This window comes from Chiayiivirga flava (assembly GCF_014202825.1).
Lineage (GTDB): Bacteria > Pseudomonadota > Gammaproteobacteria > Xanthomonadales > Xanthomonadaceae > Chiayiivirga > Chiayiivirga flava.
On the sequence record NZ_JACHHP010000002.1, the window covers coordinates 307,890 to 320,262 of the forward strand.

At 68.7% G+C, this 12,373-nt stretch carries 9 protein-coding genes and 1 riboswitch; of the genes, 3 read left to right on the plus strand and 6 right to left on the minus strand.

Annotation, left to right across the window (positions count from 1 at the left end; translation table 11 throughout):
• Nucleotides 1-8 precede the first annotated feature (8 nt).
• Together HNQ52_RS05855 and HNQ52_RS05860 are read right to left on the minus strand one after the other, a co-directional pair.
• Entirely contained in the window at nucleotides 9-1,712 is a 1,704-nt protein-coding gene (locus tag HNQ52_RS05855; protein ID WP_425486476.1) for an alpha-amylase family glycosyl hydrolase, read from the minus strand.
• Between the two features lie 224 nt (nucleotides 1,713-1,936).
• Nucleotides 1,937-3,427 carry an MFS transporter gene (locus HNQ52_RS05860; protein ID WP_183960182.1) on the minus strand — a complete coding sequence of 497 codons (1,491 nt, stop codon included), beginning with the start codon at nucleotides 3,425-3,427 and terminating at the stop codon, nucleotides 1,937-1,939.
• A gap of 181 nt (nucleotides 3,428-3,608) precedes the next feature.
• Here HNQ52_RS05860 and HNQ52_RS05865 point away from each other — a divergent pair, with 181 nt between their 5' ends.
• Complete coding sequence (locus HNQ52_RS05865) at nucleotides 3,609-4,865, plus strand: cation:proton antiporter (RefSeq protein ID WP_183960183.1); 1,257 nt, start codon at nucleotides 3,609-3,611, stop codon at nucleotides 4,863-4,865.
• Nucleotides 4,866-4,889: 24 nt separating this feature from the next.
• Here HNQ52_RS05865 and HNQ52_RS05870 read toward each other — a convergent pair whose 3' ends face one another.
• The 4 genes from HNQ52_RS05870 to HNQ52_RS05885 form a co-directional block, all read right to left on the minus strand.
• A complete protein-coding gene (locus HNQ52_RS05870; protein WP_183960184.1) occupies nucleotides 4,890-5,423 on the minus strand; it encodes an SRPBCC family protein in 534 nt (177 codons plus the stop codon).
• Nucleotides 5,420-5,899: an SRPBCC family protein gene (locus tag HNQ52_RS05875; RefSeq protein ID WP_183960185.1), complete on the minus strand. Its 480-nt coding sequence runs from the start codon at nucleotides 5,897-5,899 to the stop codon at nucleotides 5,420-5,422. The genes HNQ52_RS05870 and HNQ52_RS05875 overlap by 4 nt, the downstream gene beginning before the upstream one ends.
• Complete coding sequence (locus tag HNQ52_RS05880) at nucleotides 5,896-6,369, minus strand: ArsR/SmtB family transcription factor (protein ID WP_183960186.1); 474 nt, start codon at nucleotides 6,367-6,369, stop codon at nucleotides 5,896-5,898. The genes HNQ52_RS05875 and HNQ52_RS05880 overlap by 4 nt, the downstream gene beginning before the upstream one ends.
• 243 nt (nucleotides 6,370-6,612) lie before the next feature.
• Nucleotides 6,613-8,397, minus strand: a complete 1,785-nt coding sequence (locus HNQ52_RS05885; RefSeq protein WP_183960187.1) for an acyl-CoA dehydrogenase C-terminal domain-containing protein — start codon at nucleotides 8,395-8,397, stop codon at nucleotides 6,613-6,615.
• Nucleotides 8,398-8,547: 150 nt separating this feature from the next.
• On the opposite strand from HNQ52_RS05885, the gene HNQ52_RS05890 reads away from it, so the two are divergent.
• Both HNQ52_RS05890 and thiC read left to right on the plus strand, forming a co-directional pair.
• Entirely contained in the window at nucleotides 8,548-10,068 is a 1,521-nt protein-coding gene (locus tag HNQ52_RS05890; RefSeq protein WP_183960188.1) for a right-handed parallel beta-helix repeat-containing protein, read from the plus strand.
• 87 nt (nucleotides 10,069-10,155) lie between these two features.
• Nucleotides 10,156-10,248, plus strand: a riboswitch (TPP riboswitch).
• 81 nt (nucleotides 10,249-10,329) lie between these two features.
• A complete protein-coding gene (thiC, locus tag HNQ52_RS05895; RefSeq protein ID WP_183960189.1) occupies nucleotides 10,330-12,210 on the plus strand; it encodes a phosphomethylpyrimidine synthase ThiC in 1,881 nt (626 codons plus the stop codon).
• Nucleotides 12,211-12,373 lie beyond the last annotated feature (163 nt).

Genomic DNA, 12,373 nt, shown 5'->3' on the forward strand with positions numbered 1-12,373 from the left:
GGGCGTGGCTACTTGCGGACGGTGCGACGCATCAGCGCATCGAGCCGCGCGCGCAGCCGTGGATCGGTGATCGGACCGTCGGTCACCCACACCGCGACATCGTGCGCGGGCACCTCGAACGTCATCGGCGCGCCTGCAGCAATCTCCAATGCTGCAGCATTCGTCGCCAAGGCGTTTCGCCACGTGCCGGCCTGCAATCCGTCGCCGAGCTCGAACGTCGTCGGCGCATCGCCCTTGTTGAGCAGCACCAGCGCAGTCTGCACCACGCCGTCGTGCTGCAGCACGCGGTAGAACGCGGCGCGGTCACCCTGCAGCAGCAGGTTCAGCTGCAGGCCGCGCTGCAGCGCCGGAATCGCCGCGCGCACCGCCGCAATACGCGCAAGCCGCGCGCGGATCGGGTGCGTGGCCGCCTTCGCGATGTTCTCGACGCCGAAGTAGTTGCGGTTGCCGTGGTGCTCCACGCGCCCGCGCATGAAGCCTATTTCCGACCCCTGGTAGATCACCGGGATGCCGCGTGCGGTGAAGAGGAAGTTGTGTGCGTCGATGAATCCGGCGTCTGTGGCATCGAGCCGCGCCATGTCGTGGTTGTCGTAGAACGTCGTCAGCTCGTAGGGGTTGTGGTACGGGCCGGCATCGAGGTACAGCACGTCGGCAAGCGTCTCGTAGCCGGCGTCGTCCGGCCCGAAGGCGCCGACCAGCGCGGCCTTGAGCGGGAAGTCGAGCACGCTGATGCCGCCGTTCTCCGGCCAGGTGAACGGCGCGATGTTCTTCGCCTCGTGGTCGAAGGCTTCGCCGAACATGTAGAAGCCCGGACGATGCGCGCGCACACGGTCGGAGACGGTTTTCCAGAACGCCAGCGGCTGGTGGCGGATGGTGTCGATGCGGAATGCGTCCGCGCCTTCATCGATCCAGTGCAGGTAGGCGCCGGCGAGGTAGTCGACGACGGCGGGATTGCCGGCGTCGAAATCGCCGAGCTGGGCGAGGTCGGGTTGGGTGTTGTAGAAGCGGTGCAGCGGGTTGTTGGCAGGATCGAGCTGCTCGGGGCGCAGGTTCTGGTGATCGGCGACGAGCGTGCCGTTCGCATCGAAGATCTGGCCGAATTGCGGTTGCGCGGTCGGCATCGAGAACGCCGGCGAGCCGTGGTTGCCGACGATGTCGAGCACGGTTTTCAGTCCGTGCGCGCGCAGGCCGTCGGCGAGTTCGCGGAAACCCAGGCCCGGGCTCGGCAGGTGTTCGTCCACGCGGTAGAAGTTCGTGCCCCAGTAGCCGTGGTAGCCGGACTTGCCGCGATCGGTGAGGAACGAGGTGCAGGTGACTTCGTCGCCGCCGCTGAAGGCTTCGTCCGGATTATCGACGATGGGCGTGAGCCAGACGGCGCCGAAGCCCATCGCGCGGATGTAGTCGGCATGGTCGAGCAGGCCGCGGAAATCGCCGCCGAGGTAGCCGAGGTGGGCGACCGTGCCGTCCGGACAGTGCAGCGGGATGTCGAAGCTGCGGTGCGCGCCGCCCTGGTCGCGGTGGTCGTTGGACGAATCGCCGTTGACGAAGCGGTCGGTGACGACGAAGTAGATGGGGTGCGCGGTGAAGGGTTCGAGGGTGCCGTAGTAATCGGCGGGCGGCGGTGAGGTGCCGGTGTCATGCGTCGTCGCGCAGCCAACAAGCGCAAGCGCGGCGGCAAGCATCGCACCACGGCGTACGGTACTCCGAAGCATGTCATGCCCTCGCAAGGCAGTCGTCGAAACAGTCCTTCTCCCGTCGGGAGAAGGTGCCGGCAGGCGGATGAGGGCGCCACGTGTCGGTGTTGGCGAGCATTGCCTCGAAGCGAACAGCGCGCCACGGGCGAATGCGATGGGCAAGCTTGCAGTGACTTGCCCTCATCCGCCTGCCGGCACCTTCTCCCGGCGGGAGAAGGAGGGCACGGACGACAGGTCGAGGGCTATGCATGGGACGTTGCTGCCGCCACGCCACGCGGCTCCCGCACGCGCAGCACGCACAATCCCGCCAACGCGAAGCTCGAACCGCCGATCACCAGCGCATAGATCGGCTGGCTGCCGAAAAACAGCTTCAGCAGCACTCCGAGCACGCTCGCCGCCAGCAGCTGCGGGATCACGATGAAGAAATTGAAGATGCCCATGTACACGCCCATCTTCCTTGCCGGCAGGCAGTCGCTGAGCATCGCGTACGGCAGCGACAGGATCGATGCCCATGCGAAACCGATGCCCACCATCGACAGCAGCAGCCAATCCGGATCGCGGATGAACACGATCGACACCAGCGCCCCGCCGCCGATCCACAGATTGACCAGGTGGCTCACGCGCAGGCCCCACGCCGCGACCATGCGCGGGATCACCAGCGCCGCCAGCGCCGCGAAGCCGTTGTAGGCGGCAAACAGCACGCCGACCCAGTTCGCGCCGTCGTTGTACGCGGTCGAGGTCGGATCGGTGCTGCCGAAATGCACCATCGTCACCGCGGCGCTGGTGTAGATCCACATCGCGAACAGCGCGAACCACGAGAAGAACTGCACCACGGCGAGGCGACGCATCGGCCCGGGCATGTTGCGCAGGTCGGCCATGATGGTGGTGAACGCGTTGACCGCGCGCGTGTGCGCGACGAACAGCAGTGCCAGTCCGTACGCGAGCAGGCCGCCGCCGAGCACGTACAGTTCCTTCGCAAGACCCGCCACGACGATCCACGCGATCAGGCCGGCGCCGAGCACCAGCCACGGCAGCGCATCGATCGAGCGCGCATCGCGCGGTGCGCGCACGGGGCCGGGCGGCGAGGCGTCGTCGAACGCGTCGAGCTGCTCGGGCGGGTACTCGCGCGTGCGCAGCACGGTCCAGCCGATCGCGCCCAGCATCACCACCGCGCCGGCGTAGAACGCGTAGCGCACCGAGGCCGGGATCTGCCCGGCCGGCGCGGTGTTGGCTACGCCCGCCTGCGTCAGCAGCCACGGCAGCGCGCTCGCCACGATCGCGCCGACGCCGATGAAGAAGCTCTGCATCGCATAGCCGCGCGCACGCTGCGACGGCGGCAGCTGGTCGCCGACGAAGGCGCGGAACGGTTCCATCGAGATGTTGATCGAGGCATCCAGCAGCCACAGCAGTCCGGCCGCCATCCACAGCACCGGCGCGTTCGGCATCAGCACCAGGGCGGCGCTCGCGAGCAGCGCGCCGTAGAGGAAATACGGCCGCCGCCGGCCGAGCCGCGTCCAGGTGCGGTCCGAGCAGTAGCCCACGATCGGCTGCACGATCAGTCCGGTCAGCGGTGCCGCGATCCACAGGATCGGCAGCGCCTCCATCTCCGCGCCCAGCGTCTGGAAGATGCGGCTGACGTTCGCGTTCTGCAGCGCGAAGCCGAACTGGATGCCGAGGAATCCGAAGCACATGTTCCAGATCTGCCAGAACGACAGCGTCGGCTTGTTCGTCATCGCGTGGTTTCCTCCCCGGCGGCCGACGTGCCTCGTGCGGGCGCGTTCGTCGCTTGCCGCATGGTAGTGGCCGGGTCGCGTGTGCGCAGCGGATGCATACGTATTCATGCGCGTTGCGACGGCGCGCGCGGGCCGCGCGAAATGCGCGAAGATGCGCGCGCCCATCCCGACGCGCCCGCGCATGACCACCACCGAACTGTTCCTCATCGCCATGGCGCTGATCTTCGGCGTGCCGTACCTGATCTGGCGCGTCGGCCGCACCGAGTACTTCGCGCCGCTGGTGGTGGTGCAGATCGTGACCGGCATCCTGCTCGGACCGGGCGTGCTCGGCGCGGTGTTCCCGGAGTACTACGCCTTCGTGTTTCCGCCGCCGGTGATCCAGGCGCTCAACGGCATCGCGTGGTGGGCGGTGATGGCGTTCGTGTGGACGGCGGGGCTGGAGCTGGACCTAGGCGAGGCGTGGACGCAGCGGCGCGAGAGCGGTCTGGTCGCGGGGCTCGCCCTCGGCGTGCCGCTGCTCGCCGGAGCCGCGGCGGGCATCGCGCTGCTCGCCTGGGGCGACGGCTGGCTCGGCGTGCAGGGCACGCACTGGCAGTTCGTGCTGGGCGTCGGCATGGCCTGCGCGGTGACGGCGCTGCCGATCCTGATCCTGTTCATGGTGAAGCTCGACATCCTGCGAACGCCGCTCGGGCAGCGCGTGCTGCGCTACGCCAGCCTCGACGACATCGCGATCTGGGCCGTGCTCGCGCTGATCCTGATCGACTTCGAACGCATCGGCCGCCAGTGCGTCTTCCTGCTCGCCTTCGTGCCGGTGGCGATCGGCTTCCGCGCCCTGATGCGGCGTGTGCCCGAGATCGACCGCTGGTACATCGCGCTGATCTGGCTTGCGCTGTGCGGGCTCGGTGCGGACTGGGCCGGGCTGCACTACATGGTGGGCGCGTTCCTCGCCGGCGTGGTGACCGATCGCCAGTGGTTCGACGAAGGCCGCCTCGAACTGTTGCGTCAACACCTGCTGCTGCTGGTGATGCCGGTGTTCTTCCTCAGCACCGGGCTGCGGACCACGTGGGACGTGGGCGGCGTGGCGGTGTTCGGCGCCGCGGCGCTGCTGCTCGTGGCGTCGGTCGCGGGCAAGCTCGCGGGTGTCCACCTCGCCGGCCGGCTGCTGCGCTGGCCGCCGGGAGAGGCGTCGGTGATCGGCTGGCTGCTGCAGACCAAGGCGCTGATCATGATCATCTTCGCCAACGTGCTGCTGGACAAGGCGCTGATCAGCAACGCGACCTTCACCGCGCTGCTGCTGATGGCGGTGGGCAGCACGATGCTGACGATTCCGCAGGTGAATCCGAAGCTGCGTGCGCTGCGCCACGGCGCGACCGGCACCGGCGACGCCGTGCCCGCCCGCACCGCACCGGCGCGCCGCGCGTCGGCGCGCCGCGCGTAGGCGCGCCGCGCCGCTGCCGCCCACTCAGGGGATGCGGCGTTCGTACTCGGCTTCGTGCGTGGCGTGCGTGGCCCAGAACGGTTTCGGCGCGCGCTCGGCGAGGCGGTCGGCCAGAATGTCGAGGTGGGTGTGCCAGCCGCCGGAGATGCTGATCATCATGTCGCGGTTGCGCGCATCGGTGTGGATCACGGTGAGGCGCACCTGCGTGCCCTCCTGCTGCAGTTCGAAGCGCACCTGCGAGGCGTCCGGCGCGTCGCCCCAGCGGAACGCAAGCAGGCGCGGCGGATCGCAGGCCAGCACGTCGCCGTGCAGCGTGCTCGGGTTCCCGTGCGCGGCGTATTTCGCCGGAGGCACGTCGTCGGCGTGGCCGGTCAGGCGGCTGTTGTCGAAGTGCAGGCCGACGCGGCCACCCGTGCGCGCGTCGAGCGGGCCGCTGGCGAGCCACAGGCCGCGCTTGTCGCCGTCGACGAGATACTCCCACACGCGTTCGATCGGCCCGGGCAGGAGGCGTTCGATGCGCAGGCTGGTGGCGGTGGTGATGTCGGCATAGGTGGTCATGCGGAGGTCTCCCGGGAGTGGGTGGCCGCTGGCGCGGCGTCGAGGGTGCGCGCGAGATTCGCGAGCAGGGTGGTCCAGCCGTTCCGCGTGCGGTCGGCGTAGTCGGCGTAGCGCGCGGGCAGATGCTGGACGAGCACGAGCTCGCAGCCGTCCGCGGCGGGCGCGATGTCGATGACGACGCGCGCGGGATCGTCGGCATCGCCGGGATCGGCCCAGAAATCGAACACGATGCGGCGCGGACGGTCGAGCTCCAGGTAGCGGCCGTGGTGACTCGCAAGGCCGTCGGCGCGCTGCTCGGCGATGAGAAAGCCGCCGCCGACGCGGGCGTCGATCTCGACCCGCTGCATCGCGCCGCCGGGCGTCGCGAACAGCCAGCGGCCGGCGACGGCGGGGTCGAGCCAGGCGTCGAACACGCGTTCGGGCGTGACGTCGAAGCGGCGCGCGATGCGCAGCACGAGCGGGGCGTCGGTGGTCATGCTGTCCTCGACTTGCGTTTGCGCGGTGCGGGTGCACGGGAACGTTCGCGAGCGGGCGCCGTCGCTGCGCCGGCGCGTGCGGGGTTGCCGGACGCGGCGGATTTCCGCGTGCCTGCCTTGCCCGCGGGGTTTGCGGCGGCATCCTCCGCACGCAGCAAGGCGTCGAGCGCATCGAGGCGCGCGTTCCAGAAGCGCTCGTAGTGGCGCAGCCACTCCACGCCGCGATGCAGCGGCGCGGCATCGAGCCGGCAGATGTGCCTGCGACCCTGCACTTCGCGCTGCACGAGGCCGGCGCGTTCCAGCACCTGGATGTGCTTGGACGCGGCCGCGAGCGACATCGCGAACGGCGCGGCGAGATCGCCGACGTTGTGCTCGCGCGTGGCGAGGCGTTGCAGCATCGCGCGACGGGTGGGGTCGGCGAGGGCGTGGAATACCGCGTCGAGGCGGTCGGTAGCGATTGATTCAACCATGAGGTTGATCTTCGGCCGAAGCGAGGGCGATGTCAACCGTTTTGTTGAATGAACGAAATCGCAGGGAATGTTGCAACCTTGAACCTCCGTCGTCCCGGCGAACGCCGGGACCCAGCGGCGTTTCTCGGTGTTGCTCTTCGCCGACCCCCAAGCAACGTCACTGGGTCCCGGCGTTCGCCGGGACGACGGTGTGGGGTACGACCGGCGGCAGGGGCGATAGCGTGGCCGGGCGCAGCGGTGACGTCAGATCACGAACGCATCCGGCATCGCCAGCGTCCGCGCACCCGCGCGCGCCAGCTGCAGATGCGTCGCCGTCTCCGGCAGCAATCGCGAGAAATAGAACCGCGCGGTCGCGAGCTTCTGCACGTGGAACGCATCGCCCTCGCCCGCGTCGAGGGCCAGGCGCGCCATGCGCAGCCACAGCCAGCCGAACACCAGATGCCCGACGAGGCGCAGGTACGAGGTCGCGGCCGCGCCGATCTCGTCCGGATCCGTCGCCGCGCGCGCGCCGAGCTCCTGCGTCAGCGCAGCGATGTCGCGCAGCAATTCGGCGAGCGCCGCCACGTAGCCGCCGAGTTCGGCGTGTGCAGCGTTCGCATCCAGGTCCGCACGGATCAGCGCCGACAGCCGCGCCAGCTTCGCGCCGCCGTCGAACAGCACCTTGCGCCCGAGCAGGTCCATCGCCTGCACGCCGTTGGTGCCCTCGTAGATCATGTTGATGCGGCAATCGCGCGCGTACTGTTCCATGCCCCACTCGGCGATGTAGCCGTGGCCACCGAAGACCTGCAGGCAGAGGTTGATGGTCTCGAAGGCGTTGTCGGTGAGGAAGGCCTTCACCACCGGCGTCAGCAGCGCGAGCAGTTCGGCGGCGTCCTCGCGCACGGCCGCATCCGGGTGCGCGTGCTCGCGATCGAGCAGCAGCGCGGTCCACGTGGTGAGCGCGCGGCCGCCTTCGGTGTAGGCGCGTGCGGTGAGCAGCATGCGGCGCACGTCCGGATGCACCACGATCGGATCGGCGGGCCTGTGCGGCGACTGCGGCCCCGCGGCCGCGCGACCCTGCACGCGATCCTTCGCGTACGCCGTCGCGTTCTGCAGCGCCGCTTCCGCGAGGCCGAGCGACTGCATGCCGACGCCGAGCCGCGCCGAGTTCATCATCACGAACATCGCCGCGAGGCCCTTGTTCGGGGCGCCGATCAGCCAGCCGGTGGCGCCGTCGAGGTTCATCACGCACGTCGCGTTGCCGTGGATGCCCATCTTGTGTTCGATCGAACCGGCGCGAATGCCGTTGCGCGCGCCGGGCTTGCCATCGGCATCGGGCAGGAACTTCGGCACGAGGAACAGTGAGATGCCCTTGGTGCCGGGCGGTGCGTCGGGCAGACGCGCGAGCACCATGTGCACGATGTTTTCCGCCAGGTCGTGTTCGCCCGCGCTGATGAAGATCTTGGTGCCGGTGAGCGCGTAGCTGCCGTCCGCGTTCGGCTCCGCGCGCGTGCGCAGCAGGCCGAGGTCGGTGCCGCAGTGCGCTTCGGTGAGGCACATCGTGCCGGTCCATTCGCCGGAAACGATCTTCGTCAGGTACGTCTGCTTCTGTTCCGGCGTGCCGTACGCGACGAGGCATTCGTAGGCGCTGTGCGAGAGGCCCGAGTACATCAGCCAGGCCTGGTTGGCCGAATTCATCATCTCGTACAGGCGGTTGTTGACCAGCACCGGCAGGCCCTGGCCACCGACGTCCGGATCGCAGCCGAGCGAGGGCCAGCCGGCGTCGACCCATTGCCTGTACGCCTGCGCGAAGCCGGTCGGCGCGGTGACCACGCCGTCGCCCGCGTACGTGCAGCCCTCGACGTCGCCGATGCGGTTGAGCGGGAACACCACGTCGCGTGCGAATTTCGCGGCCTCGTCCAGCACCGCATCGATGGTGTCGCGATCCAGGTCCGCATACCGGGGCAGCGCGCGCAGCTCTTCGTCGGCGCGCAGCAGATCGAACAGCACGAAACGCATGTCGCGCAGCGGCGCGGAATAAGTGGGCATGGCTGGCTCCGGACGGGATCCCGGTGCGGACGTCGCACCGTACGGAGGCGTATGTTACGCGAAGGCGGGCGGGCGTGACGGCGATGCTGGCCCCTGTCGGGCAACGCCGCCGTTGGCGCAGACTGGGCCTCTCCGGTTCGAGCGACGACGATGACCTGCAATCCGCACCGCGTATCACGCGTCCATGCGCCACACCGCACGGCACTGGCCGCCTGCCTCTGCCTCGTACTGCAGGCAACCGCCGCCGCCACCGGCAAGGGCGCCGGCACCTTTCTCGTGACCAGCGCCGCCGATGCCGGGCCGGGGTCGCTGCGGCAGGCGATCCTTGATGCCAACGGCGCCGGCGGCGGCACTGTCGCCTTCGCCATCGACGACGATTGCCTCATCGTCATCGCGCCGCTGACGCCGCTGCCCACCGTGACGGTGCCGCTCGTCATCGACGGCCTGACCCAGTCCGGCAGCAGTCCGAACACATCGACGCTCGCATACGACGCGCAGCACTGCATCGTGCTCAACAGCAACATCTCGCACGCGCTGCGCCTGGAGCCGCCGGCCGGCACGACGATCACGGTGCGGGGCCTGGGCTTCGACAATTTCAACACGGCCGCGATCGAGGTCGAAGGCGCGGGCGCGGCGCACATCGAAGGCAACGGCTTCGGCGGCGGCTTCACCGCGTTGTTCAACGGCTTTGCGACCAGCGCGATCCGCGTGGTCGACGCCCCCGGCACCGTCATCGGCGGCGACACGCCGGCGCAGCGCAACGTCGTCGGCAATGCGCTCGGGGCCGGCATCTTTCTCGGCCTCGGCGGACCGCGCACGGTGCGCAACAATCTGGTCGGCATCGGTGTCAGCGGCTTCAGCAACATCGGCAACAACGTCGGCATCGATCTGGTCGACGCCTACGGCACCCTGATCGAAGGCAACAGCATCGGCCACAACGACAGCTTCGGCGTGCGCGTGGCGATGCCGACGTTTTCGCGCGCCTCGGCGGCCAAGGGCGGACCGGAGTTCTACAACCGCATCGTCGGCAACCTGATCGGCTACAGCCCGGTGCCGAACGGGTCCAGTCGCGATGCCGGCAACACCACCAACGGCATCCGCCTCACCTCCGGCGCCAATATCCAGGTGCTGGACAACACCATCGCCTTCAGCACCAACGACGGCCTCAACGCGCAGGCCGCGGTGCAGGCCGCACGCATCTCCGGCAACCGCTTCCTGCGCAACGGCGACCAGGCGATCGACCTGAACCCGAACGGCGTCGATCCGCAGGACGAGGACACGGTGCCCGGCCCCGGTGCAAACGGCACGCAGAACTACCCGGAACTCGACAGCGCCGTCGGCGACGCGCTCGCGGGCACGGTGCGCGGCAGCCTCACCACCCGCTCCGGCGACTACACCGTCGAGTTCTACAGCAACGCCGCGTGCGACTCGACCGGACACGGCGAAGCGGAGAACTTCGTCGGCGCGATCGACGTCAACGTGCCGTTCGCGCCGATTCCGCCGGGCGACAAGACCGTGGATTTCGTCGCGCCGGTGCAGGCGGGCGATGGCGAATCCCTTGCCGGCGGCGTGATCGTCGCTCTCGCGCACGACGCGTCCGGCAACACCAGCGAACTGTCGGCCTGCGTCGCCTACACCGACACCAGCCTGTTCGCGGACGGCTTCGAATAGTCGTCCCGGGTCGCCTCACTCGCCCCACCGCGGACGGCGCAGGACGCCCGGACGCTGGCCCGGCAGCGCGATATCTGCTGCAATGCACGCAAGAAGCGGGGGTGCCGCGTTGCCGGCTGAGAGAGTCCCTTCGAACCTGATCCGGTTGGGACCGGCGTAGGGAGCTTCGTGTCGCGGGTGCTGCGTGTGTGCAGCGGCCCGCGCGCCGAGCGTTCGAGCGCAGCCGCGCCGCTTCGTCACTCAACCGCGAGGACGATGCCGATGAATGCCCAGCCTTCCGACCTGATCCGCCAGACGCAGGCGCTGTCCGCCGACGTCACCCGGCCGATCTCGGGCTCCCGCAAGATCCACGTCACCGGCTCGCGCGAGGACATCCGCGTGCCGATGCGCGAGGTGGAGCTCACGCAGACGCCGAAGATCTTCGGCGCCGAAATCAATGCTCCGTTCGCGGTGTACGACACCTCCGGCGCGTACACCGACGCGAACGCGACGATCGACCTCACCACCGGCCTGCCGGCGATACGCGCCGCGTGGATTGCCGAACGCGGCGACACCGAACAGTTGCCGGACCTCAGTTCGCACTTCGGCCGCGCGCGCGCCACCGACGCAAAACTCGATCATGTGCGCTTCCCCGGCCTGCGTGCGCCGCGGCGCGCGATCGCGGGCGCCAACGTCAGCCAGATGCACTACGCCAAGCGCGGCATCGTCACGCCGGAAATGGAATACGTGGCGATCCGCGAGAACCAGAAACTCGACGCGATCCGCGATGCGAAGCTGCTGCGCCAGCACCGGGGCGAATCCTTCGGCGCGGCCTTGCCCGAGCGCATGACCCCCGAGTTCGTGCGCGACGAAATCGCGCGCGGCCGCGCCATCCTGCCGAACAACATCAACCATCCGGAAAGCGAACCGATGATCATCGGGCGCAACTTCCTGGTGAAGATCAACGCAAATATCGGTAATTCCGCCGTGACGAGTTCGATCGCGGAGGAAGTCGAGAAGATGGTGTGGGCCATCCGCTGGGGCGCGGACACGGTGATGGATCTCTCCACCGGCAAGCACATCCACGAAACGCGTGAATGGATCCTGCGCAACTCGCCCGTGCCCATCGGCACCGTGCCGATCTACCAGGCGCTGGAGAAGGTCGACGGCCGCGCCGAAGAGCTCACCTGGGACATCTTCCGCGACACGCTGATCGAGCAGGCCGAACAGGGCGTCGACTACTTCACCATCCACGCCGGCGTGCGGCTGGCGTACATCCCGCTCAGCGCCAAACGCGTGACCGGCATCGTCTCGCGCGGCGGCAGCATCATGGCCAAGTGGTGCCTCGCGCACCATCGCGAATCCTTCCTCTACACGCACTTCGAGGACATCTGCGAGATCATGAAGGCCTACGACGTGGCCTTCTCGCTCGGCGACGGCCTGCGTCCGGGCTCGATCGCCGATGCCAACGACGCCGCGCAGTTCGCCGAACTCGAAACGCTGGGCGAACTCACGCAGATCGCCTGGAAACACGACGTGCAGACCATGATCGAGGGGCCCGGCCACGTGCCGATGCACCTCATCAAGGAGAATATGGAGAAACAACTCGCGTGGTGCGGCGAAGCGCCCTTCTACACCTTGGGCCCGCTCACCACCGACATCGCGCCGGGCTACGACCACATCACCAGCGCCATCGGCGCCGCGATGATCGGCTGGTACGGCACCGCGATGCTCTGCTACGTCACCCCGAAGGAACACCTCGGCCTGCCCGACAAGCAGGACGTGCGCGACGGCATCATCACCTACAAGCTCGCTGCGCACGCGGCCGATCTCGCGAAAGGCCATCCGGGTGCGCAGGCACGCGACAACGCGCTGTCGAAGGCGCGTTTCGAATTCCGCTGGCAGGACCAGTTCAACCTCAGCCTCGATCCGGACAAGGCGCAGGAATTCCACGATGAAACCCTGCCGAAGGACGCCCACAAGACCGCGCACTTCTGCTCGATGTGCGGCCCGCACTTCTGCTCGATGAAGATCACGCAGGACGTGCGCGAGTACGCGAAGGAGCACGGCGTGGCGGACGATGCCGAGGCGCTGGAGCGCGGCATGGCGGAGAAGGCCGCCGAGTTCCGCGCCGCGGGCGGCGAGGTGTATCGGCCGGAGTAGGAATCAGGGGCGGGCGGGAGGAAATCGCCCCCTTCCGCCTGCCGGCACCTTCCCCCGCTGCGCGGGAGAAGGACTGTCCTGCCGGATGCGGTCGACAGGCGTGTGGCCAATGGCCTGTGGCCAGTGACCTTGGGGGCTTTGTCTGTCGGTCTGTCGGCCGATT

Excerpts from the sequence above, each read along its gene's own strand:
- HNQ52_RS05870 (WP_183960184.1), bottom strand. The coding sequence starts at position 5,423 with ATGACCACCTATGCCGACATCACCACCGCCACCAGCCTGCGCATCGAA.
- thiC (WP_183960189.1), top strand. The coding sequence starts at position 10,330 with ATGAATGCCCAGCCTTCCGACCTGATCCGCCAGACGCAGGCGCTGTCC.
- HNQ52_RS05865 (WP_183960183.1), top strand. The coding sequence starts at position 3,609 with ATGACCACCACCGAACTGTTCCTCATCGCCATGGCGCTGATCTTCGGC.
- HNQ52_RS05880 (WP_183960186.1), bottom strand. The coding sequence starts at position 6,369 with ATGGTTGAATCAATCGCTACCGACCGCCTCGACGCGGTATTCCACGCC.
- HNQ52_RS05860 (WP_183960182.1), bottom strand. The coding sequence starts at position 3,427 with ATGACGAACAAGCCGACGCTGTCGTTCTGGCAGATCTGGAACATGTGC.
- HNQ52_RS05890 (WP_183960188.1), top strand. The coding sequence starts at position 8,548 with ATGACCTGCAATCCGCACCGCGTATCACGCGTCCATGCGCCACACCGC.
- HNQ52_RS05885 (WP_183960187.1), bottom strand. The coding sequence starts at position 8,397 with ATGCCCACTTATTCCGCGCCGCTGCGCGACATGCGTTTCGTGCTGTTC.
- HNQ52_RS05855 (WP_425486476.1), bottom strand. The coding sequence starts at position 1,712 with ATGCTTCGGAGTACCGTACGCCGTGGTGCGATGCTTGCCGCCGCGCTT.
- HNQ52_RS05875 (WP_183960185.1), bottom strand. The coding sequence starts at position 5,899 with ATGACCACCGACGCCCCGCTCGTGCTGCGCATCGCGCGCCGCTTCGAC.